The sequence below is a fragment of the Candidatus Pelagibacter bacterium nBUS_27 genome (genome assembly GCF_051200985.1).
GTDB lineage: Bacteria > Pseudomonadota > Alphaproteobacteria > Pelagibacterales > Pelagibacteraceae > Pelagibacter.
In genome coordinates this window covers 1318491-1343992 of record NZ_CP172845.1, presented here as the reverse complement: position 1 = coordinate 1343992, position 25502 = coordinate 1318491, and the positions used below count along the sequence as shown (strand labels likewise).

Sequence of the window (25502 nt, the reverse complement as noted above, 5' to 3'; positions counted from 1 at the left end):
ATTGATAAAAAAAAATTAATTTATTTTTTATCTAAATATTTTTTTGAATCAAACACCGATTGAATCGTTTATAGATTGAATCATTAAAACTATTTTTATTTACCAAATCTAGATATGGTTAAATATTTGAACTTTATTAATAGATGATGTGAATACTTGAGGTTGTTTTTGTGCAAGCTTATAAATTTTAAATTTATATGGCAGAAATCTTTTTGGTTATTCTAGAAACGTTTCTTGATGCATTTTGTTTCTTAATAATCCCAGTCTTGGCAATTTTCATTAGTTCTGAATTCAATTTAGGCAAGAACTTTAGAGCTTCATCTTTTTTTTTATCATCAATTAAAAGGTTCATTTTTTTTAAAGCATTTCTAAATCTGCTTTTTCTAGCCTTATTAACCGCCGTTTGCTTAGATATTCTTCTAATTCTCTTAATTGCTGATTTTGTGTTTGCCATATCCGCAGGGGTATAGCTTGAGAATTTATGGTGGTCAATAAAATAATTGGCTATTTTTGACAAGAATCACAAAAAAAAGTTGATCTATTGGAGATTATTTTTTTTTTAATAACATTAGAACAACCTAAATTTTTACACTGTTTTCCCTCTTGATGATAAACTTTAAATTCATTCTGAAAACCACCTTTTAATCCCGAGGTATCCTTAAAATTTCTAATACTAGATCCACCCTTACTAATAGCTTTAAGTAGAATTTTTTTACTGTTATTTATAATTTTTTGACATTCTTTTTTACTTAATAATTTTACTTTTTTAAATGGATTTATTTTGCTTAAAAATAGAATTTCACTAGCATAAATATTTCCTATTCCTGAAACAAATTTTTGATCAAGTAAAAAATTTTTTATATCTTTATTTTTTCCTTTAAAAAAATTATAAACATAAGTTAGATTAAAACTCTTATCAAAAGGTTCAGGACCCAAATGATAAAATCTTTTATTTAAGTCTAGATTATTTTTTATTAATTGGAAAAAACCAAATCTTCTTGGATCATTATAAATAATCCTAAATTTTTCAAAAATTAACTCAACATGATTATGTTTTTTTGGTAAAAAAGGAGAATTATAAAAACTAGTATTTGTAGGTTTGTTAATTAATTTATTATTTACTATGTGTATTGTTCCTGACATGCCAAGATGAATTAAGCAATAATTTTCTCTTGGTAGATAAATGATTAAATATTTAGAGAATCTTCCTACTTTAATTATTTTTTTATTCTGAAAATAAGTAGCAAAGTTCGGTGGAATTTTTAATCTTAAATTTCTATTTCGTATTATTACTTTTTTAACCTTTTTTTGTTTGATTTTTTTATGAAGAGATTGTCTTACAATTTCTACTTCTGGTAATTCTGGCATTTCACACTATATTGAATATATATTTTTTTTTATGCAACAATATCTTCAAAATAAAAAAGGACTAGTAGAAGGTGTATTTGATCAGGTCTATAGTAAATATGACCTAATGAATGACTTTATGTCACTCGGTGTTCATAGATTTTGGAAAAAAAGCTTAATAAATATGATGAACCCATCTTTAAATAAAAATTTCATCGATGTTGCTTGTGGAACAGGCGACATAGGTAAACTCTATTTAGACAGCACTGATAAAAATGGTAGAATTACTTGTGTGGATCCCAACAAAGGAATGGTAAGCCAAGGTAAACAAAAGCTCTCTAGTTACAAAAATATTAACTGGGTTATTTCTCCTGCGGAACAACTACCCTTCGAAGACAATAAATTTGATTTTTATACTATTAGTTTTGGACTAAGGAACACAAAAGATTTAAACAAAGCTCTTTCTGAAGCATATAGAGTTTTAAAACCAGGTGGAAGGTACTTGTGCTTAGAATTTTCAAAAATACAGAACTCAAATCTTGATTTTATTTATAAAAATTATTCAAAATTAATTCCAATCATTGGTCAATTTGTAGTTGGTGAAAAAGAGCCATATGAGTATTTAGTTAAAAGTATAGAACAATTTATTAATCAGGAAGAATTAATTGAATTAATGAAGAACAATAACTTTCAAAAATGCTCTTACAGAAATTTTTCTGGAGGGATTGTTTCAATTCATAGTGGATGGAAATATTAATGATTAAAAAATTTATAACTTTATTTAAGTTAGGAAGAAAAATTGCTAAATCTGATATACTAAGTATTGCTTCAAAATTCCAAAAACCACCTGTTATAATAACAATATTATTTCAGCTGTTATCAATTTCTTTTTCTAAGAAAAATCAGCAAAACCTAAGTTCTAATGAGGGAGAAAGATTATCTAATTCTTTAGAGTCTATGGGCACCACATTTATAAAACTTGGCCAATTTTTAGCAACTAGACCTGATATTATTGGTGAAGAACTATCAACTAAGCTTGAAAATTTACAAGATCGTCTTCCACCTTTCTCTATAAGCCAAGCAAAAGAAATAATTAAAAGAGATCTTGGTGAGGACACATATAATTCAATAATAGACTTTAGCGAACCTGTTGCAGCTGCCTCGATTGCACAAGTTCACAAAGCTCAGATTAATGACAATGGAACTATTAAAGATGTGGCAATAAAAATTTTAAGACCAAATATTAAGAAAATATTTAATGAAGAAATTGACGCAATGATGTTGTTTGCTTTTATAATCGAGTCTTTTGTAAAAAAAACAAAAAGATTAAAGCTTGTTGAGGTTGTATTTTTATTGAAAGAGATAACAAATCTTGAAATGGATTTAAGGTTTGAAGCAGCTGCAGCAAATGAATATGCAGAAAATACTAAAAACGATGCAGGATTTAGAGTACCACAAATTTATTGGAACTTTACAAGTGAAAATGTAATGACTCTCGATTGGATTGATGGCGTATCAATAAGAGAAACTGAAGAATTAAAAAATAAAAATTTAGATACAAATAAAATTGCAGAAGACATTATTCAACATTTTTTAAGACACGCAGTAAGAGATGGTTTTTTCCATGCAGATATGCATCAAGGAAATATTTTTATTGATAACAATGGTCAGATTGCCCCTATAGATTTCGGTATAATGGGTAGATTAGACAAAGTAAGTAAAAGATTCTTAGCAGAGATTTTATTTGGATTTATACAAAGGGATTACAGGAAAGTAGCCGAAGTACATTTGGTAGCTGGATTAGTTCCAAATAATGTTCCAATTGACGATTTGGCTCAAGCTCTAAGATCAATAGGAGAACCTATATTTGGTCAAGCAGTTAAAGATATATCGGGAGGCAAATTACTAAAACAATTATTTGATGTAACTGAGAAATTTAATATGCAAACCCAGCCTCAATTATTAATGTTACAAAAAACTATGGTTGTAGTTGAAGGAGTTGCAAGAAAATTAAACCCTAATACAAATATATGGACAACGTCCAAGCCTGTACTTGAAAGCTGGTTGAGAGAAACTAAAGATCCAATTAATGCGATCACAGATACTCTGAACAATACATCGGAGGTTATTAAAAGATTGCCAGAATTTCCTGAGATCATGGATAAAGCTAATCAAGCTTTAACATTTTTAGCTAGTGGTCAAATCCCACAAAACTCAAATTCTTACACAGCCTTAAATAATAAAAAATCTGAAATGACTGCTTTTAGAAACCAATCTATTATTGGTTTATTAGTTCTTGTAATTATAGGGTTATTGGTATTTTAATTCGGCAAATGAAAAATCTGTTAGACAAAAAAATTCTTTATATAATTTGTGGTGGAATCTCTGCTTATAAAAGTCTTGAAACAATTAGAATTTTCAAAAAAAAAGGAGCACAAATAAAAACAATTTTAACCAATAGTGCTAAAGAATTTATAACTCCTCTTTCTGTTGCATCACTCTCTCAAGGGAAAGTTTATACTGATTTATTTAATGTCGAAAATGAAACTGAGATGGATCATATCGCTTTATCAAGATGGGCAGATGTAATTTTAATTGCACCAGCTACAGCAAATACAATTTCAAAATTAGCTCAAGGTACAACAGATGATTTAGCTTCAACCGTTGTACTTGCATCAAATAAAGAGATTTATTTAGCACCGGCTATGAATGTAAGAATGTGGGAACATCAATCAACAAAACAAAATTTACAAAAACTAATAAATTATGGTTACAAACTTATTGGTCCAGAAATTGGGGAAATGGCTTGCGGGGAATACGGTGAAGGAAAAATGTCTGAACCTGATAAAATTTCAAACGAAATAAACAATTATTTTTTGAATCTTAAAAAAAATAAAAAATTAAAAGCACTAGTTACAGCTGGTCCAACAAACGAATACATTGATCCTGTAAGATTTATTACAAATAAATCTAGTGGTAAACAGGGATATGAAATTGCTAAATCTTTATCTAAAAAAGGTTTTGATACAACTCTTATTTCAGGACCAACTAATTTAAAAATTGATGATGATATTAAACTTATTGAAGTTGAAACAGCAGATGAAATGTTATTAGAAACTCAAAAAAACTTACCCACTAATGTAGCAGTTTTTTCTGCAGCAGTAGCTGATTTTAAAATAAATAAAAAATTTAAAAATAAAATTAAAAAACATGAATCATTAAATTTAAATTTAGAAAAGAATGTAGATATATTGAATTATATTTCAAACCATAATTCAATGAGACCAGAACTTGTTATAGGATTTGCAGCTGAAACAAATAATGTTGAAAGAAATGCAGAAAAAAAATTAAACAATAAAAATTGTGACTGGATAATTGCAAATGATGTGTCTAATAAAAAAATTGGCTTCAGCTCTGATTTTAATGAAGTAACGATCTACTATAAAGATAAAAATAAAGAAAAACTTTCATATAAAAAGAAATCTGAAATATCCGATGAAATAGTTGATAGAATAATTAATCAATTAAATTAATGACAAAAGTTCTTATAAAAAAATTAGACTCATCTGTTGAGCTACCTGCCTATAAAACTAATGGAGCATCAGGTATGGATTTAATGGCTTTTATAAATGAGCCAATAACACTAAAACCACAGAATTCTTGTTTAGTTCCAACTGGCATTTCTGTTGCATTTCCTAGTGAGTTTGAAATTCAAATTAGACCAAGATCTGGTTTAGCTGCTAAAAACAATATTAGTGTTTTAAATACTCCAGGTACAATAGATAGCGATTATAGAGGTGAAATTAGAGTTATTCTTTACAATCATGGCAATACTAATTTTGTAATAAATAATAAGGATAGAATAGCTCAAATGATTTTAACTCCTGTTATTAAGATGCAACTAGAAGAAACAGATGTTTTACCCGAAACAGTTAGAGGAGAAGGTGGATTTGGCTCAACTGGAAAATGAGTTTAAAACTTAGTAAAAATCAGCTCGAAAAATATTCAAGACAAATTATTTTAAAAAATATTGGTGGTTTAGGCCAAAAAAAAATTTTAAACTCAAAAGTTCTAATAATTGGTATGGGTGGATTAGGATGTCCTGTAGCCGAATTTCTAACCAGGTCAGGTGTTGGATTTCTTGGAATTGTAGATCATGATTTAGTTAGTCTTTCAAATATTCACCGACAAACCTTATATGATGAAAAAGATTTGGGAAAACCAAAAGTTAAGGTGGCTAAAAAAAAATTAAATAATATCAATTCTAAAACTAAAATTGATATTTACAATTTAAAATTAAATAAAAAAAAATTTACAAAAATTGTTAAGAATTATGATTATATTGTTGATGGTACAGACAATTTTGAAACAAAATTTTTAATTAACGATATAAGCTTAAAATATAAAAAATTTCTAGTAACTGGGGCTATAAGCAAATTTGATGGACATATATTCACTTTTGATTTCAATAATAAAAAAAATCCTTGTTTAAGATGTTTTTATCAGGAAGAAAGTATTTCTGACGACATACTAAACTGTGAACATGAAGGAATACTTGGAACTATTGCTGGAATCATTGGTACTATGCAAGCTAACGAAATCTTAAAAAAAATTTTAAATGTTGGTCAAAATTTAAATGGATTTATTTTAATAATAGATTTTTTGAATTTAAATTTTAGAAAAGTAAAATTTAACAAAAGAAAAAAATGTAAATGCAATTAATACAAAAAATTATTTATACATTATTTTGTTTAACAATTTTAACGATATCCTCTGTTGCTGAAGAAACTTTTGTCTCTTTAAAAAAAAGTAAAGTTAATGTTCGTTATGGTCCTAGCTTTGACTCAGATATAAAATATGTTTATAAAAAAATAAATCTACCATTAAAGGAAATAGATAAAAAAGATAATTTTAGAAGAATTATTGATTTAAAAAATAATAGTGGATGGATACATGTCTCACAATTAAAAAAGAATAATTCAGTGATAGCAACTAAAGATAAAATTTTATTTAAGAAACCATCATCTTTTGCAAAACCAACAGCTCAAATAGAAAAAGGAAGATTGCTAATTGTCGATAAATGTGAAAATAACTGGTGCAAGATCAAATCTGATAGTTATGAAGGATGGATTAAAACTACTGATATTTGGGGCTTAATTAACTAAAATCTGCTGATAAAGAGCTTAAATTTGCTGCATTTAGTTTTGTTGTATGAGAGTATTCTTTGTGGTCAATCCCAATTTCAACTTCTGCGCCGTTCGATTTAAATTTTTGAATTTGTTCATCATCAAATGTAAAATGTATGAATTGAACTGAAGAAGCCTTTCCTTCTGCAGAAGTTCTATCAACGTCCTCCTCAGGGATTGCTTTAATTGTCTCACCATTAATTTTAATGAAGACTTTTTCCTCTATTCCTCCAACTTTACTTAAGAATGCTGCTCTTGAAATTGGATTGTCAATTTCAAACATTAGTGTAGCTGTTAGCTCTTTTCCATTGGGTATCAGCGGATTATAAGCAGTAAGTTCATCTTTTAGCTGTTCATCACCACCTTTTTCAATGTAAAGCATTTCTTGTACTTGGGCTAACATTGTTTCGTAACTTTCAAAATAAAAAGTTGCATATGGACCTAGTGCTATTCTTCTATCTTTCTTAAAGCTAACAATACTTTTTCTAAGCTCTTTTCTATTTTTTGTATAGACATCTAGAGGCATGATGTCTTCTTTTACAATTTTTTTTTTGTCTCTTGACATAATCATAACTTATAACTTTTTGCCATTAATTCGATAGGATGTAACGCCTCATCATTAGAAATGTTTGTATCGATTTCTAATTGTTTTAAATGTTTTCCTGCAAGCGGACAATCTGAGGCCATATATTTATTATTTTTATTTTTAATTTGTCTAGCGGTTGGTCTGCCAACTTTATTTGCTAAATCATGTGTGTCTTTCATCACACCAAAAGTACCTCCATGACCAGCACATCTTTCAACAACATCTAATTTAACGTTTGGTATAAATTTCAGCATATCTCTTGACTTAATACCCATATTTTGTGCTCGTGCATGACACGCATTGTGAACAGTTACACCGCCATCTATTTCTTGTAATCCCTCAGCTAACCCCTCGTTATTTGCTATATCAACAACATACTCATCGATATCCATCACATTTGACGACAGTCTTTTTATATTTTCATCTTTAGGTAATAAAAGGGGCCATTCAAACTTTAACATTAGTCCACAGCTAGCTGTTAAAGTTATTACTTTATAACCTTTGTCAACCCACTCTAATAAATCTTTAGATACTTTTTTTGCTTGTTCAACCACCTTAGGAAGATCTGCTTGCTCTAAGAAAGGCATCCCACAACATCCTGGATAAGCCTCTTGAACTTCAACTCCATTCTTTTTTAAAACTTTTAAAGCCGCAACTCCTGTATTTTTTTTATTAAAATTAACAAAACAAGTCGTATAAATTACAACTTTCCTATCCTTGTTTGAAGTTTCAAAATTTATTTTATCTTTATTTTTTTTAAAGAAGTTTGAAAATGTTTCTGAATTATATTTTGGTAATTGTACTCTTTTATCAATCCCCGAAACAATTTCTAAAATTTTTCTTAGAAATTTATTTTTAATATCAGATACCCAATTAACTAATTTTGAAAACATGACACCAATTTTTGCATTTCTATCTATTTGAGCTAATTGTGTTGGTACACCTGGTAATTTTCCCATTTTTTTTTGAGCTGTTCTGTATCTCAACATTAAATGAGGAAAATCTAGATCAAAATCATGAGGGGGTACGTATGGACATTTAGTCATAAAACACATGTCACACAAAGTACAAGCATCTACAACAGGTTCAAATTGTTCACTTTTTAAACTTTCGACATCCTCATTTTCTGACTCATCAATCATGTCAAACAACTTTGGAAACGAGTCACATAAGTTAAAACATCTTCTACAACCATGGCAAATATCAAACGCTCTTCTCATTTCAGCATCTAATTTTTCAGGATTTAAAAAATCAGGATGTTCAAAATCTATTGGGTGTCTTATAGGGGCGTCTAAACTACCTTCTTTGCTCATAATTTTTTTGAAATTTTACTGAATATTTAGTGGGCAAATTAATGCCCACTAAAAAATTTATTAACTAATAGACTCTAAAGTTTTTTGGAATTTACCAGCGTGAGATTTTTCAGCTTTTGCTAAAGTTTCAAACCAATCTGCGATTTCCTCAAAACCTTCTTCTCTAGCAGTTTTTGCCATACCTGGGTACATGTCTGTATATTCATGTGTTTCCCCTTGTACTGCTGAAGCTAGATTAGCTTTAGTTTCACCAATTGGTAAGCCAGTAGCTGGATCACCTACTTCTTCTAGATATTCTAGGTGACCATGCGCGTGGCCTGTTTCACCTTCTGCTGTTGATCTAAATACTGATGCAACATCATTATATCCTTCGATGTCTGCTTTTTGAGCAAAATAAAGATATCTTCTGTTAGCTTGGCTTTCACCAGCAAATGCCGCTTCTAGATTTTCCTTTGTCTTAGTTCCTTTTAATGACATTTTATTCTCCTTAATTTAATGATGAGAAACATATAATTATTCTAAATTAAAAGTCAACAGTTTAGAACTGTTATAATATATATCTTAAATAGTTGATTTAATTGAATTAATTTTGATTTTGATTATCACTCGCAACTTTAATCAAAACTTCTACGGATTTTATTTGTTTTCCAGGAATATCTTTTTTCAAATTAATAGAATCAATATCATTCTCGTCACAATCGATTAGCTCGTGAGTATCCTCATCATAAAAATGATGGTGAATTGAAGTATTAGTGTCATAGTAAGTTTTATCTGAATTTATTGCTATTTCTTTTAAATGACCTTTTTTTTGGAAAGCATGAACCGTATTATAGACTGTAGCCAAAGATATTTTTTCATTCATCTCATCTGAGATTTTTTTAACAAGATCATTAATTGTAAAATGGAAGGTTTTATCCCTTAAAAACAACAATTCACAAATTTTTACTCTTTGTTTTGTGGGTCTTAGTCCAATTTTCCTTAATTTATTGATAAAATTGCAGTCTTTTTTCATAATTGTTTATAATAATTCTAAACTAATACTAAAATTATACTGTTTTATTATATTATATTATCATTAAATCAAGTATTAAGGGTCTTCAAATTTTATGAAAAAAAATTCTTATTCTTACGATGATCTCATAACATGTGGAAATGGTGAGCTTTTTGGCCCTGGAAACGCTAAATTACCACTTCCCCCAATGCTTATGTTTGATAGAATTACCGAAATCAACGATAATAATGGTGCTTACAATAAAGGTTCTTTAAAGGCTGAATTAGACATTAAAGACGATCTATGGTTTTTTAATTGTCACTTTAAGGGTGATCCAGTTATGCCAGGATGTTTAGGTCTTGATGCAATGTGGCAGCTAGTTGGTTTTTATCTTGGGTGGCTTGGTAACCCTGGAAAAGGTAGGGCTCTTGGAGTAGGTACAGTAAAATTTACAGGTGAAGTTTTACAAAATGTAAAAAATGTAAGGTATGAAATTGATATGAAAAAAATTATGTCTCCAGGGGGTACAACTGTTGGTCTTGCTAATGGAATTGTACTTGCAGATGACAAAAAAATATATTCAGCAGAAAGTTTAAAAGTGGGGTTATTTAAATAATGAGAAGAGTTGTTGTTACAGGTTTAGGAATTGTGTCTTGTTTAGGTAATAATCAAGAAGAAGTTCATCAATCTTTATTAAATTCAAAATCAGGAATTTCATTTAGCGAAGAATACAAAGAACATAATTTAAGAAGTCATATACATGGCAAACCAAATATAAATCTTTCTGACCACGTTGATAGAAAAACAATTAGATTTATGGGATCTGGTTCAGCTTATAATTATATTGCAATGAAAGAGGCTATTGCTGACTCTGGTCTTGAAGAAAAGGACGTGAGTAATATTAAAACTGGAATTGTAATGGGTTCAGGTGGACCTTCAATTGAAAATGTAGTTTTATCAGTCGATAAAACAAGAGCAAAAACTCCAAAACTTATGGGGCCATTTGTTGTTCCAAGAACAATGGCAAGTACAGCATCAGCTACACTTGCTGTACCTTTTAAAATTAAAGGTGTGAACTACACAATGAGCTCAGCTTGTGCAACAAGTGGACACTGTATTGGTCATGCAAGTGAATTAATTCAAATGGGAAAACAAGATATTGTTTTTGCAGGTGGAAGTGAAGAGCTTCACTGGGCAATGACAGCTATGTTTGATGCAATGACTGCATTATCATCCAAATATAATGATACACCAGAAAAAGCCTCACGTGCTTATGACAAAACTAGAGATGGATTTGTAATTGCTGGAGGTGGTGGAGTGCTAGTGCTTGAAGAATATGAACATGCTAAAGCTAGAGGTGCTCAAATATACGCGGAATTAACAGGTTATGGAGCAACGTCAGATGGTTATGATATGGTAGCCCCATCTGGTGAAGGAGCTGTGAGATGTATGAAAATGGCTCTTGCAACAGCTAAAAATAAAATTGATTATATAAATACTCATGGAACTTCTACTCCAGTAGGAGATATTACCGAGCTAAGAGGTGTTGGAGAAACATTTGGGGCCGATGTTCCAAAGATAAGTTCAACTAAATCACTATCTGGTCATCCACTAGGTGCTGCATCAGTTCATGAAGCAATTTATTGTTTAATCATGATGAAAAATAGTTTTATTACTGGTTCTGCAAACATTGTAGATATGGATGATGAAGCTAAAAAATTTCCAATTGTAACTAAAACTGAAACAGGTGTAACTTTAAATACAGTTATGTCTAACAGTTTTGGTTTTGGTGGAACTAACGCAGCTTTAATTTTTGAAAAGGTTTAATTATGAGTTTAATGAAAGGTAAAAAAGGATTGATCATGGGTGTTGCCAATGAGAGATCTATCGCTTGGGGTATTTCACAAAAACTCGCTGAAGCAGGTGCTGAACTTGCATTTACTTATTTAGGTGATGCTTTAAAAAAAAGAGTAATCCCTTTAGCAGAAAAATTAAATTCAAAAACTACATTTAGTTGTGATGTTGAAAAAAAAGAGGATGTAACAAAATTATTTGAAGATGTTAAATCTCAATGGGGTGAAATTGATTTTGTAGTTCATGCAATTGCATTTTCGGACAAGTCAGAATTATCAGGAGAATATTTAAACACTACTAGAGAAAACTTTTTAAGAAGCATGTTAATTTCATGTTTTTCATTTACTGAGGTTGCTAAAGAAGCTTCTAAAGTAATGAAAGAAGGTGGAAGTTTAATTACCTTAAGCTATGAAGCAAGCAAAGCTATTCCAAATTATAATGTAATGGGTGTATGTAAGGCCGCTTTAGAGTCTAGTGTTAAATATCTAGCAAGAGATTTGGGTACTAGGGGCATGAGAGTAAATGCAATCAGTGCAGGACCTATCAAAACATTAGCCGCATCAGCTATCGGAGATGCAAAATTCCTATACAAATGGAATGAAGACCATTCTTTCCTAAAAAGAAACGTAGATATCCATGATGTTGGAAATTCAGCGTTATATCTACTAAGTGACCTTGCAAACGGTGTTACTGGTGAAATTCACTACGTAGATGCTGGATATAACAAGGTTGGGATGCCAGATCCTAAGAATATTACTTAAAATATAGTTAAATTTAGTTAAAATCTACTTGGCGTTCTTATGTCTACTAGATTATCAAAAATTAAACAATTAAGGGAACAAAAAAAAATTGAACTTGAAAAAATCAGTTCACGATCACGAACCTATTCCAAAGGGAACAAAAGAGAACCATCTAGTTATAGAGTTTGCCTAACTTGTAAAAGAATACTTTATTTTAAACAGTATAGAACTCATAATGAAAAATATAAATCTCATGGTTGGCCTGATCCAGAAAATAAAAGGAGATTATCGAGATGCAAATTGTGCGAAGACCTTGTTCAAAAGAAAAAAAGAGATAGAAAACCTTGGTGGAGATTAAATATTTTAGCCAAAGGCAGAGCTAAAAAAAATAATTTACCTTATAATATTAACGAGGAAGATATAAAAAATATATGGCCTTTGAATAATAAATGTCCAATTCTAGGAACTGAATTTAAATCAGGAATAAAGAATAAAAATGTTCTGCCAACACTAGATAAAATTATTCCTAGCAAAGGGTATGTTAAGGGGAATATTGCAGTAATTTCTTTTAGAGCTAATCAAATTAAATCTGATGTTACTGATATAAATATTTTCAAAAAATTATACGAATTTTATAAAAAAAAATAATGTATTTACTAAAAGTTTAAAATAAAAAAACCCCTAGAACTTTTATTCTAGGGGTTTAGAATTTTAATTTAAAGTATTATTCAGCAGCTTGTTTCATAGAAAGCTTAACTTTACCTCTATCAAAACCAATTACTTTAACTTTAACTTCGTCGCCTTCTTTGACAACGTCAGTAACTTTAGCTACTCTTTTATCTGCAAGTTCTGAAATATGAACAAGTCCATCTTGTTTTCCTAAGAAATTAACAAATGCACCAAATTCCATAATCTTCATAACTTTACCTGAATAAATTTTATTCAGTTCAGCTTTTGCAGTGATGTCTTTAATAAACTGCATAGCGATGTTTCTAGACTCTTCATCTGGAGCAGCAACTGTTACAACCCCTTCGTCATTCACATCAACTTTTGCACCAGATTTTTCAACAATCTCTCTGATTGTTGCGCCACCTTTACCAATCACAGCAGCGATATCTTTTTTATCAACTGTAATCTGTTCCATTTTTGGAGTGTGTTGCCCAACATCGGTTCTTGATTCACTTAAAGCTTTATTCATTTCACCTAAGATATGAACTCTTCCATCTTTAGCCTGCTTTAAAGCCTGCTCCATGATTTCAAAAGTAATACCAGTAATTTTGATATCCATTTGAAGTGAAGTAATTCCATCTTTAGTTCCAGCAACTTTAAAGTCCATGTCTCCTAAGTGATCTTCATCACCTAAAATGTCTGATAGGACACTAAAATCATCGCCTTCTTTAATTAAACCCATTGCAATACCTGCAACTGGCTCTTTAATTGGAACACCAGCATCCATTAACGCAAGAGATGCACCACAAACAGTAGCCATTGAAGAAGAACCATTAGACTCAGTAATCTCTGATACTATTCTAAAAGTGTATGGAAACGCCTCTTTTGAAGGTAGTGAAGAATTGATTGCTCTCCATGCTAACTTTCCATGACCAACTTCACGTCTTCCCGTTCCTATTCTTCCAGTTTCACCAACTGAAAAAGGAGGAAAGTTGTAATGGAGCATAAATCTTTCTCTGGACTGTCCATCTAGACTTTCTATTCTTTGTTCATCGTCAGAAGTACCTAAAGTAGTAACTACAATTGCTTGTGTTTCCCCTCTAGTAAATAATGCTGAACCATGGGTTCTTGGTAAAACACCAACTTCACACTCAATAGCTCTTACATCAGCTAAACCTCTGCCATCAATTCTTTTTTTGTTTTTAAGAATATCAGTTCTAACAATTTTCTTTTCAAGATTTTTTAACTCATCATTAACATTAAAATCAGAATAATTTTCATTATCAGCAAAAAGCTGCTTGGCTTTTTCAGATATTTCTGAAATTTGATTTGATCTATCTTGCTTATCTATTGTTCCAAAAGCTTTGGTTAGACCTTCAGTGAATTCACTCTCAAGTTTTTGCTTAACTTCAGATAAATCTTTCTTTTCAACAGTCCACTCGGGTTTTCTACATTCTTTTGCAAGTTCCTCAATCATTTCAATTACTGGAACAAATCCCTCATGACCAAATTTAACTGCGGCTAACATTATTTCTTCAGATAAGCCTGATGTTTCTGACTCAACCATTAGCACGGCATCTTTAGTTCCTGCTACAACTAAATCTAAACTTGAGTTTTCTAATTCAGCTTTTGATGGGTTAAGAATATACTTACCATCAACATAACCAACTCTAGACGCTCCTACAGGACCCATAAATGGCATTCCTGAGATTGCTAATGCTGCTGATGATGCAGTGATTGCTAGGATATCTGGTTGATTTTCTTTATCATATGAAATTACTGTTGGTAACAACTGCACTTCATTTTTAAATTCACCAGGAAACAAAGGTCTGATAGGTCTATCAATTAATCTTGAAATTAATTGTTCGCTTTCAGTTGGTCTTGCTTCTCTCTTAAAAAATCCACCTGGAATTTTCCCACCTGCGTAATACTTTTCTTGATAATTTACAGATAGAGGAAAATAATCCATGTCAGGATTAACTTTTTTTGCACCTACTACTGTTGCTAAAATAACTGTTTCACCACATGAAGCGATGATTGCTCCGTCTGCTTGTCTTGCTACTTTACCTGTTTCTAAACCTATCTTCTTTCCTGCTACTTCTATTTCTTTCTTGTATACTTTAAACATTTCATTTCCATTTCGTTTCGTTCGTTTCGTTCCATTCCGTTCTATCTATCTTGATCTTTATTTTCTTAAACCCAATTTCGACAGTACATTTTTGTAAGAATCCATTTTTGTGTTTTTTAGGTATTCTAACAATTTTTTTCTTCTATTTACCGCTCTCAACAATCCAACAGATGAGTGTTTGTCTTTTTTGAATTGCTTAATATGTGTAGAGAGAGTTTCAATTTTCTCTGTTAGCAAAGCAATCTGAACCTCTGAAGATCCAGTATCTTTATCATGCGTTGCTAATTCTTGTGCCTTTTTGTTCATGCCTCTTTTTTCCTATTTATTTGTTTGTTTTATTAAATTTTCTATTTTTTCCGCATACTCAAAAGACTCGTCTTTTCTAAAAAGTAATTTTGGTAAAAATTTCATAACCACTTTCTGTGATAATATTTTTCTAATTAAAAATGAGTATTTTTTTAAAACATTGATTGCTTCTTCAGCATTTTTACCTCCAAGTGGAAGCACATATGCTTTAGCTATTTTTAAGTCCTGACTCATTCTTACCTCTGTAACCGTTATAGTGTTAGTTTCTAAATTGGGGACTTTAGCCTCATTTTTTATAAAAATCATGCTTAAAGACTGCCTGATCATTTCTCCAACTCTTAGCTGTCTTTGGGATATTGGTTTTCCAATTCTATCACTCATTAGATCATTCTCTCAGTGGATGTTACACTAAACGCCTCTATTGTATCGTTTTTTTGGAAATCCATATAATCTTTTACCGTAATTCCACATTCTTGACCATTACTGACCTGTTTTACTTGGTTTTTTTCTCTAAATAGAGTTCCAACTTTTCCTGTATAAATGATTGCTCCATCTCTAATTATTCTAACATCTGAAGCAGTAGTAATTTCACCCTCCATCACTTTTGATCCTGCCACCTTTCCAGCTCCTGAAACTTTAAATATTTCTAAAATTTGAGCTGTACCTGTAACTGTCTCCTGAATATAGGGTGATAACAATCCTGACATTTTTTGTTTTATATAATCTAGGACTTCATAAATAATATTATATGATGAAATCTTTATTTTTTCGTTTTCTGCTAATTTTTTTGCTTCCTTGCTTGGTTTAACATTAAACGCTATTAAAACTGCATTTGAAGCTTTTGCTAATGTAACATCTGTTTCGGTTACCATTCCAATATCTGCTAAAATTATTTTAGGTTTAACTTCATCATGTTTAATTTGAATAATTGCATTCTTAATTGCTTCTGATGATCCATGAACATCTGATTTAATTATTAAATTTAATTCTTCTGCTGAACTATCTGAAAAAGCTGAGTCTTGAGTGGCAAATGTTAGTGGATTTTTAGCTTCTTTACTTTCTTGAGCTCTATTTTCACTTAAAGTTTTTGCTTCTTTTTCATTATCAACAACAATAAAATCATCTCCAGATTTAGCTGCGCCGTTAATCCCTAAAATCTCAACTGGTGCTGAAGGAGGTGCTTCATTAATATTTTTTCCTTTGTCATCAATTATTGCTCTAACTTTTCCCCATTTTAAACCACTTACAAAAAAGTCACCTTTTTTTAAAGTTCCTGTGGTTACTATGATTGTTGCAACAGGTCCTCTTCCAACATCAATTTTAGATTCTAATACAATTCCTGTAGCTTTTGATTCAAAATCAGTTTTTAAGTCTAATATTTCAGCTTGTAAAATTATCGCTTCAACTAATTTATCTAAATTTAATTTAGTTGTAGCCGAAATTTCAACCATTAAAGTATCTCCTGACAAATCCTCTGCTATTAGTTCATGTTCTAATAATTGGTTCTTAATTTTTTGCGGGTCCGCATCTGGCAAATCACATTTATTAATCGCTACAACAATTGGAACATTTGCGGCTTTTGCATGTTTTATAGATTCTACTGTTTGTGGTTTGACACCATCATCAGCTGCAACAACTAAAACTACTACATCAGTTAGTTTTGATCCTCTTGCTCTCATTTCTGTGAAAGCTGCATGACCAGGAGTATCAATGAATGTTAGCTTATTAGATTGGCTTTCTATTTGATAAGCTCCAATGTGTTGTGTAATTCCACCAAATTCACCTGACACAACATTTGCACTTCTTAAAACATCTAGCACTGAGGTTTTACCATGATCAACATGACCCATTACAGTTATGATTGGTGGTCTATTTTTTAAATTTTCAACTCTAGTAGCTTTAATTTTTTGAATTATTTCTTCAGCTTTTTCTTCTCTTATCGGGTTGTGTCCAAACTCTTTTACTAAGTATTCAGCAGTATCAGCTGCTAATGTTTGGTTTATAGTTACAGAAACACCCATTCCAAATAAAAATTTGATTACATTACTTGTTTGTTCAGCCATTCTATTGGCAAGCTCTCTTACCGTAATAGCTTCTGGAATATTTATATCTCGTTTAACTGGTTTTAAACTCTCTTGAGCTTCTTCTTTAGTTAAACTTTTATTTTCTTTTTGTCGTGCTCTCTTAACAGAAGCTAAGCTTCTTTCTCTTGCCTCAATTTCATCACTTAAAGCTCTTGAAACTGTTAGTTTTAATTCTCTTTTTTTTTGCCTGTTTTTAAATTTTTTTTATCTTTACTTTCATTATCACTTTTCAGTCTTTTTGTTGCCCTTTGCTCAGCAAGCTTTCTTCGCTCAAAATCGTTTGTTATTGGGGGTGATTTAGATGCAAATGATGATTTTGCAGGAGTACCTCTGCTTAATGTTGAGGCAGTTTTTGGCTTGAAACTTCCAGGTTTAGATGATCCACCTCTACTTGAAAATTTACTTGGTTGTTTTTCAATTACTACAGAATTTTTTCCTTGAGTTTTCGCAATTTCAATATTTTTGAACGATTTTTTGGCTGTGCCAGATATTGTTAGTTTTGTTTTTTTTTCCATAGCTCATCACTCAATCTTTGTAGACGATGTTTCTCGCAGACATAATCAATTCATCTGCTTCTTCTTTTGATAAAGCAAAATCTTCAAGGTAACCTTGGATTTTTACTCTTTCACCTTTTACAATATCGTATCCACCTGTTAGCTCATCTGATGCTAAATCAGCAAAGTCTTCTAACGTAAGAATTTTTTGTTCACCTAAAGTCATTAACATACCCGGTGTTAGTCCTTTTAAATTTATTAATACGTCTTGAAGACCTAATTCTTTTATTCTTTCTGAAATATCTTCTTGATCTTTTAGGTGAAACTCTTTTGCTCTTTCTATAAGAGCTTTAGCAGTATCTTCTTCAATACCTTCTATTTTCATCAAATTTTCACTAGTAGTATCTTTAATATCATCTATTGAAGAAAAACCTTCAGCAACAAGTAGTTGACCCAATGTTTCATCTAGTTCTAAATTTTTTACAAAGTTTTCTGTTTTTTCTTTAAATTCAGATTGTCTTCTTTCTGAGTCTTCTGCATCAGTCATTATGTTAATTTCATAATTTAATAACTTTGTTGCAAGTCTTACATTTTGACCTCTTCGTCCAATTGCTTTACTCAAATTTTCTTCTGTTAAAATTACATCTAATTTTTTTCTTTCTGAATCAACATTTACTCTTTGAACTTCTGCTGGAGATAAAGCGTTTGAAACTAAAATTGCTGGATCTTCTGACCAGTTTACAATATCAATTTTTTCCCCTTGTAATTCATTTACAACAGCTTGAACTCTAGAACCTCTCATTCCAACACAAGCTCCAACTGGATCAAGAGAAGTATCAACAGCTTTTACACAAATTTTTGCTCTACTGCCTGGATCTCTTGATGATGACTTAATTTCAATTAATCCATCGTAAATTTCTGGTACTTCTTGAACAAAAAGTTTCTCCATAAATTTAGGGTGTGCTCTTGATAAGAAAATTTGCTGTCCTCTTGGCTCTCTTCTGACATCATAACAATAAGCTTTAATTCTATCTCCAGCCTTAATATTTTCTCTTGGTATCATTTCATTTTTTTGGATTATTGCTTCTGTGCGCCCAAGATCTGCTATCACATTTCCAAATTCTAATCGTTTAACAATACCGCTTAAAATTGAATCCTTTTTATCAATAAAGTCGTTGTACTGTCTTTCTCTTTCAGCCTCTCTGACATTAAAACTAATTACTTGTTTTGCTGTTTGGGCTGCAATTCTACCAAAATCAAATGATGGTAATGGTTGTAATACTTCATCTCCAATTGCTTTATCTTTATTAATTTCATTAAGATTAATAGCATCCTCAAGCTTAATTTCTGTATTAGAATTTTCAGGATTTTCAGCAACAACCAATTTTCTAAAAATTTCTATATCTCCATTATCTCTATTAATAGAAACTTTAATTTCATTTTCTTGACCAAATTTAGATTTTGCTGCTTTTGCTATACCAGTTTCCATAGAACTAATGATTAGTTCTTTATCGATGGATTTTTCCAAAGCAACAGCTTCAGCAATTCTTAATAATTCTAGTTTATCTGCTCTTTTATTTAACATGTCTTTATTTGCTCCAAAAAAAAATGGGCTAATGCCCATTTTGTAAATTCAATAATGTAAGGGCAATATAGTAAAGTTTTTTTTTAATTCAACAGAAACTATTTAGAAAAATGACTTGTTTTATCTGTTTTTTCCCAAGAAAATGAACCATTGTCATCTGGTATTCTTCCAAAGTGGCCGTATGCAGCTGTTTTCTCATATATTGGCTTATTTAAATTTAGCATCTCTCTAATTCCTCGAGGACTCAGATCAAAATTTTTATTTATCTTATCTGCAACAAATTTATTCTTATCCAAATCATTATCAAATAAATCAACATAAATTGACAATGGTTTTGACACACCAATTGCATAAGCTAATTGAATTAAACACTTGTCAGCAATTTTTGAAGAAACAACGTTTTTTGCGATATATCTTGCTGCATATGCAGCAGATCTATCCACTTTGGTTGGGTCTTTTCCAGAAAACGCACCACCACCATGAGGCGCTGCACCACCATAAGTATCTACTATAATTTTCCTTCCAGTTAATCCACAATCTCCATCAGGACCACCAATTACAAAATTACCTGTAGGATTAACATAAAATTCATCTTCATTAAAACCTTCAAGAAAATTTGATGGAATAGATTGTAACATATAAGGTCTCAACAAATCTCTAACTTGTGCTTGATTAACATCTTTTGAGTGTTGAGAAGATATTACTACTGATTTTACTTTTGTAGGTTTTCCATCTACATATTCAAAAGTAACTTGGCTTTTACTATCTGGCTCTATGTTTTTTAACTTTCCTGACTTTCTATCTTCTGCCATTAATCGTAAAATTTTATGAGAGTAATGAATAGGTGCGGGCATTAAAACATCTGTTTCATTACAAGCATAACCAAACATAATACCTTGGTCTCCAGCTCCTTCATCTTTATTTCCAGCCGAGTCCACACCCATTGCAATATCAGCAGATTGTGAATGAAGATGACTTTCTATTTTAGTTGCTTCTCTCCAGGTAAATCCATCTTGATCGTAACCAATATCTTTTATGCAATTTCTAACTTTTTCAATTAATTCATCTTGTTTTATTTCAGGTCCTCTAACTTCACCCGCTAAAACTACTTTATTAGTTGTTGTAAGCGTTTCACACGCAACTCTTGAGAAAGGATCTCCAGAAAGGTAACTATCGACAACCATATCTGAAATTCTATCAGAGACTTTATCTGGATGACCTTCGGATACTGATTCACTTGTGAAAAGATAATTTTTTAAATTACTCATTTTTTATTCTATTAAATGAAAAAATTATAAAAATATATAATAAAATTAAAGTTATGAAGATTTTATTTCCATATTTAGCAAATAAAGTTGGTTGCATTTTTTTAGTCTCCTTAAAATCAACATAACCTGATTTACCATATTCAACTTTTTGTTCAACAATACCTAATGGATTAATAATAGCTGCAATTCCATTGTTTGCTGAACGCAACAAATATTTTCCACTTTCTATTGCTCTAAAAATGCTATGTGTAAAATGTTGCTTGGGGCCTATTGAGTTACCAAACCATCCATCTTCAGAAATATTAATTATTAGATCAAAATTTGAATTAGTAAAAATTTTACCCGAATAAATTATCTCATAACAAATCAATGGTAATATTTTTATAGAAAAATCCTCTCTATTAATCTCCATAATTTCTCTTCTATTTCCCTTTGAAAATGATTGATAATTATTTGTAATTGACCTTAAACCAAGAGCTTTTAATTTATTTTCGAAAGGTAAAAATTCACCAAAGGGGACAAGATTTACCTTATTGTAAAAATTTAATAATTCTAAATTATGATCATAAATAGAAAGAGAATTAAAATAATTGATACTTTCTTTATTGGTTGTTTGATTATTAATACCAATTAATAATAAGTGATTTTTATCAAATCTTTTTTCAAATAACCATTTATATTCAAACAATTCTTTTTGTGAAATTTCTGGAAAAATTCCCTCTGGCCACAAAAAAATGGTTTTTTCATTTTTTGTAGGTTCACTTATTTCAATTAAATCGTTTATTACTGACACTGGATCAATATTTAAATAAAATCTATCAAGACTAATATTTGAACCAATTACTCTTATTTGGTGATTATAAGATACAACATCTGATGTATTAAATTTTTCTTTATAAGATGATCCATGCATATAAAATAATAACGGCATGAATAAAAAAGCAATACATACGCCTATATCTTTTTTTGTATCCCTTAATATAAAAACTGCAGGACTAGTAAATAACGAAATACAGAATAAATTAAATCCATAGGTTCCAATAAAGGAAGTGATACTTAAAATTTCTAGATGATTTGAAAAACTATAAGCAATTAAATTCCAGGGGAAACCAGTTAAAATTGATCCTCTTATAAATTCAAAAATTCCAAAAAATAATGAAAAAGAAAAAAAGGAACTTACGATTTTTTTAGGCTTTGAAATTATAAAACACAAGGTAACAAATCCGTAAAAAATGCCCAAAAAAGTTGGTATTAGAACAACAGTTATAGGAATTAAGAATTTAAAATTTTGATCAAATGTTAAAGATATCGATATCCAATATAAACTTGATAAAAAAAAGCCAAATCCAAATAACCATCCATATAAAAAGAAAGTTTTTTTATTTTGGATAATCTTAGATTTTTTGAATAAAAATATAAAAAAAGCACTAAAGGTGAAAAAGTTTATTATTAAATAGTTATATGGTGGTAAACTAAAAGATGAGGTCACACCCAGAGAAATTAAAAATATTATTTCAATGTAATTTTTTTTTTTCAATCTAATTAATCTTTGAAATTACTGATTTATAAATTTTTTCTTCCTCATTTAGCATTTTTTTATAATCTTTATCTTTAATATGATCAAAACCAAGTAAATGAAGAAATCCATGTATAAAAATTTTAATTAGTTTTTCTTTAAAATTTTTAATATTTTGTGATTTTGGTTTATTCATAAAATTATAACTAATTATAATGTCCCCAATATAAGTTTTTTTAGCTATTAATTTTTTTTTAGTAAAAGGAAATGACAAGATATCAGTAGACTTATTTTCGTTTCTAAAATCTTTATTTAATTTTTTAATACATCTATTGTTGGAAAGAAGTAAAGTAAGGCTAACTCTCTTGTTGGGAAATTGATATTTTTTTGGAAACAGGCTACAAATTTTTTGAAAGAAAAGTTTTTTTTTTCCTAGTTTTTTAGACCAAGCTTTCTCCTCTGAGAAAACCTCAATATTAATCATTTTTTGAGTAGGCTTTAACTATTTTAGAGACAAGTGGGTGTCTAACAACATCTGCGTGATCAAAATCAACTACTGATATTTCATTTAAATGGCCCAATAGCTCTTTTGATCTAACTAAGCCAGACATATTTTTATTTGGTAAATCAATTTGGGTTGGGTCACCGTTAACAACTATTTTAGAATTTTCTCCAATTCTAGTTAAAAACATTTTAATTTGAGTGTCAGTTGCATTCTGAGACTCGTCTAAAATTGCAAATGAATTTTTAAGAGTTCTTCCTCTCATAAAAGCAAGTGGCGCAATTTCAATATCACCTATTTCAATCATTCTTTGAATTTTTTCAAAATCAAAAAGGTCATACAAAGAATCATACAAAGGTCTTAAATAAGGATCAACTTTTTCCTTCATATCACCAGGTAAAAATCCCAACCTTTCACCAGCCTCAACAGCAGGTCTAGATAATATTATTCTTTCAATTTTTTTTTCCAATAACATTGTGAGACCTACAGCTACTGCTAAAAATGTTTTTCCAGTTCCTGCTGGGCCTGCTGAAATTATTATGTCACTTTGTCTTAAAGCTCTTACATAATCTTTCTGTTTTTCTGATCTTGGAATAATTGATTTTTTTGGAGTCTTAATAATATCTGTAACATTATTATTTTTAACTTTTTCATTAATCATAAAGCTATCTACTGATGAATGTATATCCTTGTTTTCAATACTACCATTATTAATAAATTGATTTGCTAGGAATTTTATAGCATTTTTAACTATTTCATTTTTTTCAGGATTAGATTTAATTAGAATAGAGTTGCCTCTAGAATATAAACTTGTTTTAGTAATTTTTTCTAATTCTTTTAAATTTGTATTAAACTCACCTACTACACCAATCAAAAGTTCATTGTCGTGAAAAATAACACTTAGAGAATTATTGTCAGAATAAACAAACTTTAGTGAAGTATCGCTATTTTTTTTTGTTAAACTACCCAATTTTTATGCTACCTTTTGATTAGAGCTAAAATCTCTTTCGCCAAATAAAGTACTTCGATTACTTTTATTAATTTTTACTGCCACAATTTTTCCAATATCTTCTTTTTTACCATTAAAAATAACTGATGTCATATATTCAGATCGGCCAAAAACTTGGGTTTTATCATCTGTTAAATTCTCGACTAAAACGTTAATTGTTTTATTCTCTAATGATTTATTCATATTCATTTGATTATCATATAGCTGACTTTGAATTATTTCTAATCTTTCCATAGAAATTTTTTTTTCAATCAACTTTAGATCTGCTGCCACTGTACCAGGTCTTGGACTAAAAATAAAAGAATATGAGTTTATAAACTTAATCTTTTGAATTAGTTTAAAGGTAGCACTAAAATCCTCTTCTTCCTCACCTGGATAACCTATTATAAAATCACTAGAGAATTGTATATTAGAGTTAATTTCTTTTAATCGGTTATATATTTTATAATATTCAGCAATAGTATGTTTTCTATTCATAAGATCTAAAACTTTATTAGACCCACTTTGAACTGGTAAATGAACTAGTGGCATAAGTTTTTTTGAATATTTATAAACTTCAATTAAATCATCAGACATATCTTTTGGATGGGATGTTGTGTATCTAATCCTTTTGATGTCAGAATATTTTTCGATCTCTAATATTAAATTAGACAATCTATACTTTTCATTATTATAGGCATTTACATTTTGTCCAAGCAAAATTATTTCTTTAGTACCTGTCTCTGCCAAATATTTAGCCTCATCTAAAATTTGTTTAAATGGTCTAGAATATTCTGGGCCTCTTGTGTACGGCACCACACAAAAATGGCAGAACTTATCACAACCTTCTTGGATTGTTAAAAATGAAGAAATTTTTCCAGAACCATTTTTAATTTTATTGAAATATTCAAATTTTGAAATTGCATCAAACTCTGTTTCTTCAATTTTTTTGGTTTTTTCTATATGATTTAAAATTGTATCATTAATTTTATGATATGCCTGTGGTCCAATAACTAGGTCGATATAAGGTTCTCTTCTAAGCATTTCTTGGTTTTCTGCCTGTGCAACACATCCAGCAATTATTACTAATGGCTTTTTCTTGAATCTAAAAATTTTTTTTACTCTTCCTATTTCATGATAAACTTTCTCTTTTGCCTTATCTCTAATGTGACATGTATTTAATAAATAACAACTTGCATCTTCATAATTATCTGTTTTTTCAAAGCCAATTTTATTAACAGCATCATATATTCTATTTGAGTCATACTCATTCATTTGACAACCAAATGTTTTGATATAAATTTTTTTTTTATTATTTGATTTATCTAAGTTTTGCTGAGTCATCATCAATTTTTGCGTTAAAAGATACGGATCTTCTTTCCTCTAATGTGTCTGAAAATGGATAAACAGTGTGCATCATGTAGCTTGGAAAAAGATAAAAGTCTCCTACTTTTGGGGTAATAACATAAGTTGGATTACACAAAAATTTTTTTGACCCATCTATAAGCACTAACTTTCCATTGTGTTGAACTTTTTTTTCTTTTTGAACAGTTGATCCCATATCCATTGGGACCTTTAAATAACCAACACCTGAAATATGTCCCCCATGATAGTGAATAGGGTTATATTCATTTTTAAATTGTCTAACAATCCATGATGAAATTATTTCAAATTTTTTTATAGAAATATTGTGACCTTCAGATAACCATTTTTGACATGACTTACCTAAAAACTCAGCCCAATTATTTTTTTTCATGAATTCAAAATCCAAGCGAAATTCTTGCTGAACATTTCCCGCTAGATTATATCCAAAATCAAGATCTTCAGATTTTTTTTTATCTGATACTATTTCTTCAACATATTTATTCATAGCAGAAATAATTTCGTCAGGTATAGTAATTTTTGCAATAGAAGGACCAAATGGTTTGTTAATTTCAATACTCAT

At 29.9% G+C, this 25502-nt stretch carries 26 protein-coding genes and 1 pseudogene; 10 read left to right on the top strand and 17 right to left on the bottom strand.

All coding sequences use genetic code 11. The features are described from left to right. Positions 1-193 precede the first annotated feature (193 nt). Together rpsT and mutM are read right to left on the bottom strand one after the other, a co-directional pair. On the bottom strand, positions 194-454 hold the full coding sequence (gene rpsT, locus ACIJYG_RS07255) for a 30S ribosomal protein S20 (RefSeq protein WP_435096910.1): 261 nt from the start codon (positions 452-454) through the stop codon (positions 194-196). 50 nt (positions 455-504) lie between these two features. Then, positions 505-1368 carry a bifunctional DNA-formamidopyrimidine glycosylase/DNA-(apurinic or apyrimidinic site) lyase gene (mutM, locus tag ACIJYG_RS07250; RefSeq protein ID WP_435096907.1) on the bottom strand — a complete coding sequence of 288 codons (864 nt, stop codon included), beginning with the start codon at positions 1366-1368 and terminating at the stop codon, positions 505-507. A gap of 31 nt (positions 1369-1399) precedes the next feature. Between mutM and ubiE the strand changes: the two genes are divergently transcribed. Genes ubiE through ACIJYG_RS07220 form a run of 6 tightly spaced genes read left to right on the top strand, consistent with a single transcriptional unit; the run spans position 1400 to position 6512 of the window. Beyond that, positions 1400-2104, top strand: a complete 705-nt coding sequence (gene ubiE, locus ACIJYG_RS07245; protein ID WP_435096904.1) for a bifunctional demethylmenaquinone methyltransferase/2-methoxy-6-polyprenyl-1,4-benzoquinol methylase UbiE — start codon at positions 1400-1402, stop codon at positions 2102-2104. Then, positions 2104-3672, top strand: coding sequence for a 2-polyprenylphenol 6-hydroxylase (ubiB, locus tag ACIJYG_RS07240; protein WP_435096901.1), 1569 nt, complete (start codon positions 2104-2106; stop codon positions 3670-3672). Before ubiE ends, ubiB begins: the two co-directional genes overlap by 1 nt. Before the next feature lie 8 nt (positions 3673-3680). Beyond that, positions 3681-4880: a bifunctional phosphopantothenoylcysteine decarboxylase/phosphopantothenate--cysteine ligase CoaBC gene (coaBC, locus tag ACIJYG_RS07235; RefSeq protein WP_435096898.1), complete on the top strand. Its 1200-nt coding sequence runs from the start codon at positions 3681-3683 to the stop codon at positions 4878-4880. Then, complete coding sequence (gene dut / locus ACIJYG_RS07230) at positions 4880-5317, top strand: dUTP diphosphatase (protein WP_435096895.1); 438 nt, start codon at positions 4880-4882, stop codon at positions 5315-5317. Before coaBC ends, dut begins: the two co-directional genes overlap by 1 nt. After that, entirely contained in the window at positions 5314-6069 is a 756-nt protein-coding gene (locus ACIJYG_RS07225) for a HesA/MoeB/ThiF family protein (protein WP_435096892.1), read from the top strand. Before dut ends, ACIJYG_RS07225 begins: the two co-directional genes overlap by 4 nt. Next, positions 6060-6512: an SH3 domain-containing protein gene (locus ACIJYG_RS07220; protein ID WP_435096889.1), complete on the top strand. Its 453-nt coding sequence runs from the start codon at positions 6060-6062 to the stop codon at positions 6510-6512. The genes ACIJYG_RS07225 and ACIJYG_RS07220 overlap by 10 nt, the downstream gene beginning before the upstream one ends. Here ACIJYG_RS07220 and ACIJYG_RS07215 read toward each other — a convergent pair. The 4 genes from ACIJYG_RS07215 to ACIJYG_RS07200 form a co-directional block, all read right to left on the bottom strand. Continuing rightward, on the bottom strand, positions 6505-7098 hold the full coding sequence (locus ACIJYG_RS07215; RefSeq protein ID WP_435096886.1) for a DUF3501 family protein: 594 nt from the start codon (positions 7096-7098) through the stop codon (positions 6505-6507). The genes ACIJYG_RS07220 and ACIJYG_RS07215 overlap by 8 nt on opposite strands. Positions 7099-7100: 2 nt before the next feature. After that, a complete protein-coding gene (locus ACIJYG_RS07210; protein WP_435096883.1) occupies positions 7101-8432 on the bottom strand; it encodes a (Fe-S)-binding protein in 1332 nt (443 codons plus the stop codon). A gap of 60 nt (positions 8433-8492) precedes the next feature. After that, a complete protein-coding gene (locus tag ACIJYG_RS07205; protein ID WP_023649160.1) occupies positions 8493-8909 on the bottom strand; it encodes a rubrerythrin family protein in 417 nt (138 codons plus the stop codon). A gap of 106 nt (positions 8910-9015) precedes the next feature. After that, positions 9016-9444 carry a Fur family transcriptional regulator gene (locus ACIJYG_RS07200; RefSeq protein WP_435096880.1) on the bottom strand — a complete coding sequence of 143 codons (429 nt, stop codon included), beginning with the start codon at positions 9442-9444 and terminating at the stop codon, positions 9016-9018. Between the two features lie 94 nt (positions 9445-9538). Here ACIJYG_RS07200 and fabA point away from each other — a divergent pair, with 94 nt between their 5' ends. From fabA to ACIJYG_RS07180, 4 genes are read left to right on the top strand one after another with little or no spacing between them, the layout of a single operon-like run. Next, positions 9539-10039 carry a bifunctional 3-hydroxydecanoyl-ACP dehydratase/trans-2-decenoyl-ACP isomerase gene (gene fabA / locus ACIJYG_RS07195; protein ID WP_435096877.1) on the top strand — a complete coding sequence of 167 codons (501 nt, stop codon included), beginning with the start codon at positions 9539-9541 and terminating at the stop codon, positions 10037-10039. Further along, on the top strand, positions 10039-11250 hold the full coding sequence (gene fabB, locus ACIJYG_RS07190) for a beta-ketoacyl-ACP synthase I (protein WP_435088440.1): 1212 nt from the start codon (positions 10039-10041) through the stop codon (positions 11248-11250). The genes fabA and fabB overlap by 1 nt, the downstream gene beginning before the upstream one ends. A gap of 2 nt (positions 11251-11252) precedes the next feature. Beyond that, positions 11253-12038, top strand: coding sequence for an enoyl-ACP reductase FabI (locus ACIJYG_RS07185; protein WP_435096874.1), 786 nt, complete (start codon positions 11253-11255; stop codon positions 12036-12038). A 39-nt stretch (positions 12039-12077) separates the two neighbouring features. Further along, complete coding sequence (locus tag ACIJYG_RS07180; RefSeq protein ID WP_435096871.1) at positions 12078-12665, top strand: hypothetical protein; 588 nt, start codon at positions 12078-12080, stop codon at positions 12663-12665. 76 nt (positions 12666-12741) lie between these two features. Here ACIJYG_RS07180 and pnp read toward each other — a convergent pair whose 3' ends face one another. From pnp to ACIJYG_RS07125, 11 genes and pseudogenes are all read right to left on the bottom strand, one after another. Then, the gene (gene pnp / locus ACIJYG_RS07175; RefSeq protein WP_435096868.1) at positions 12742-14814 is read right to left on the bottom strand and encodes a polyribonucleotide nucleotidyltransferase; all 2073 of its coding nucleotides are present in this window, start codon (positions 14812-14814) and stop codon (positions 12742-12744) included. A 57-nt stretch (positions 14815-14871) separates the two neighbouring features. Further along, positions 14872-15120, bottom strand: coding sequence for a 30S ribosomal protein S15 (gene rpsO, locus ACIJYG_RS07170; protein ID WP_435088436.1), 249 nt, complete (start codon positions 15118-15120; stop codon positions 14872-14874). 12 nt (positions 15121-15132) lie between these two features. Continuing rightward, a complete protein-coding gene (rbfA, locus tag ACIJYG_RS07165; protein WP_435088435.1) occupies positions 15133-15501 on the bottom strand; it encodes a 30S ribosome-binding factor RbfA in 369 nt (122 codons plus the stop codon). Continuing rightward, positions 15501-17719, bottom strand: a pseudogene (infB, locus tag ACIJYG_RS07160) (translation initiation factor IF-2). Before infB ends, rbfA begins: the two are co-directional and overlap by 1 nt. A 10-nt stretch (positions 17720-17729) precedes the next feature. Next, positions 17730-19283, bottom strand: a complete 1554-nt coding sequence (nusA, locus tag ACIJYG_RS07155; protein WP_435096865.1) for a transcription termination factor NusA — start codon at positions 19281-19283, stop codon at positions 17730-17732. A 98-nt stretch (positions 19284-19381) separates the two neighbouring features. Beyond that, complete coding sequence (metK, locus tag ACIJYG_RS07150; RefSeq protein ID WP_435096862.1) at positions 19382-20551, bottom strand: methionine adenosyltransferase; 1170 nt, start codon at positions 20549-20551, stop codon at positions 19382-19384. Further along, entirely contained in the window at positions 20544-22088 is a 1545-nt protein-coding gene (lnt, locus tag ACIJYG_RS07145) for an apolipoprotein N-acyltransferase (RefSeq protein WP_435096859.1), read from the bottom strand. The genes metK and lnt overlap by 8 nt, the downstream gene beginning before the upstream one ends. Position 22089: 1 nt before the next feature. Next, a complete protein-coding gene (gene ybeY, locus ACIJYG_RS07140) occupies positions 22090-22551 on the bottom strand; it encodes an rRNA maturation RNase YbeY (protein ID WP_435096856.1) in 462 nt (153 codons plus the stop codon). Further along, positions 22544-23539 carry a PhoH family protein gene (locus ACIJYG_RS07135; protein WP_435096853.1) on the bottom strand — a complete coding sequence of 332 codons (996 nt, stop codon included), beginning with the start codon at positions 23537-23539 and terminating at the stop codon, positions 22544-22546. The genes ybeY and ACIJYG_RS07135 overlap by 8 nt, the downstream gene beginning before the upstream one ends. A gap of 3 nt (positions 23540-23542) precedes the next feature. Next, positions 23543-24904, bottom strand: coding sequence for a tRNA (N6-isopentenyl adenosine(37)-C2)-methylthiotransferase MiaB (gene miaB, locus ACIJYG_RS07130; protein WP_435096850.1), 1362 nt, complete (start codon positions 24902-24904; stop codon positions 23543-23545). Next, positions 24879-25502: a putative 2OG-Fe(II) oxygenase gene (locus tag ACIJYG_RS07125; protein ID WP_435096847.1), complete on the bottom strand. Its 624-nt coding sequence runs from the start codon at positions 25500-25502 to the stop codon at positions 24879-24881. Before ACIJYG_RS07125 ends, miaB begins: the two co-directional genes overlap by 26 nt.

What these genes read in the sequence shown, in the direction of transcription:
- rpsT (WP_435096910.1), bottom strand. Translation starts at nt 454, where the DNA reads ATGGCAAACACAAAATCAGCAATTAAGAGAATTAGAAGAATATCTAAG.
- mutM (WP_435096907.1), bottom strand. Translation starts at nt 1,368, where the DNA reads ATGCCAGAATTACCAGAAGTAGAAATTGTAAGACAATCTCTTCATAAA.
- ubiE (WP_435096904.1), top strand. Translation starts at nt 1,400, where the DNA reads ATGCAACAATATCTTCAAAATAAAAAAGGACTAGTAGAAGGTGTATTT.
- ubiB (WP_435096901.1), top strand. Translation starts at nt 2,104, where the DNA reads ATGATTAAAAAATTTATAACTTTATTTAAGTTAGGAAGAAAAATTGCT.
- coaBC (WP_435096898.1), top strand. Translation starts at nt 3,681, where the DNA reads ATGAAAAATCTGTTAGACAAAAAAATTCTTTATATAATTTGTGGTGGA.
- dut (WP_435096895.1), top strand. Translation starts at nt 4,880, where the DNA reads ATGACAAAAGTTCTTATAAAAAAATTAGACTCATCTGTTGAGCTACCT.
- ACIJYG_RS07225 (WP_435096892.1), top strand. Translation starts at nt 5,314, where the DNA reads ATGAGTTTAAAACTTAGTAAAAATCAGCTCGAAAAATATTCAAGACAA.
- ACIJYG_RS07220 (WP_435096889.1), top strand. Translation starts at nt 6,060, where the DNA reads ATGCAATTAATACAAAAAATTATTTATACATTATTTTGTTTAACAATT.
- ACIJYG_RS07215 (WP_435096886.1), bottom strand. Translation starts at nt 7,098, where the DNA reads ATGTCAAGAGACAAAAAAAAAATTGTAAAAGAAGACATCATGCCTCTA.
- ACIJYG_RS07210 (WP_435096883.1), bottom strand. Translation starts at nt 8,432, where the DNA reads ATGAGCAAAGAAGGTAGTTTAGACGCCCCTATAAGACACCCAATAGAT.
- ACIJYG_RS07205 (WP_023649160.1), bottom strand. Translation starts at nt 8,909, where the DNA reads ATGTCATTAAAAGGAACTAAGACAAAGGAAAATCTAGAAGCGGCATTT.
- ACIJYG_RS07200 (WP_435096880.1), bottom strand. Translation starts at nt 9,444, where the DNA reads ATGAAAAAAGACTGCAATTTTATCAATAAATTAAGGAAAATTGGACTA.
- fabA (WP_435096877.1), top strand. Translation starts at nt 9,539, where the DNA reads ATGAAAAAAAATTCTTATTCTTACGATGATCTCATAACATGTGGAAAT.
- fabB (WP_435088440.1), top strand. Translation starts at nt 10,039, where the DNA reads ATGAGAAGAGTTGTTGTTACAGGTTTAGGAATTGTGTCTTGTTTAGGT.
- ACIJYG_RS07185 (WP_435096874.1), top strand. Translation starts at nt 11,253, where the DNA reads ATGAGTTTAATGAAAGGTAAAAAAGGATTGATCATGGGTGTTGCCAAT.
- ACIJYG_RS07180 (WP_435096871.1), top strand. Translation starts at nt 12,078, where the DNA reads ATGTCTACTAGATTATCAAAAATTAAACAATTAAGGGAACAAAAAAAA.
- pnp (WP_435096868.1), bottom strand. Translation starts at nt 14,814, where the DNA reads ATGTTTAAAGTATACAAGAAAGAAATAGAAGTAGCAGGAAAGAAGATA.
- rpsO (WP_435088436.1), bottom strand. Translation starts at nt 15,120, where the DNA reads ATGAACAAAAAGGCACAAGAATTAGCAACGCATGATAAAGATACTGGA.
- rbfA (WP_435088435.1), bottom strand. Translation starts at nt 15,501, where the DNA reads ATGAGTGATAGAATTGGAAAACCAATATCCCAAAGACAGCTAAGAGTT.
- nusA (WP_435096865.1), bottom strand. Translation starts at nt 19,283, where the DNA reads ATGTTAAATAAAAGAGCAGATAAACTAGAATTATTAAGAATTGCTGAA.
- metK (WP_435096862.1), bottom strand. Translation starts at nt 20,551, where the DNA reads ATGAGTAATTTAAAAAATTATCTTTTCACAAGTGAATCAGTATCCGAA.
- ybeY (WP_435096856.1), bottom strand. Translation starts at nt 22,551, where the DNA reads ATGATTAATATTGAGGTTTTCTCAGAGGAGAAAGCTTGGTCTAAAAAA.
- miaB (WP_435096850.1), bottom strand. Translation starts at nt 24,904, where the DNA reads ATGATGACTCAGCAAAACTTAGATAAATCAAATAATAAAAAAAAAATT.
- ACIJYG_RS07125 (WP_435096847.1), bottom strand. Translation starts at nt 25,502, where the DNA reads ATGAGTATTGAAATTAACAAACCATTTGGTCCTTCTATTGCAAAAATT.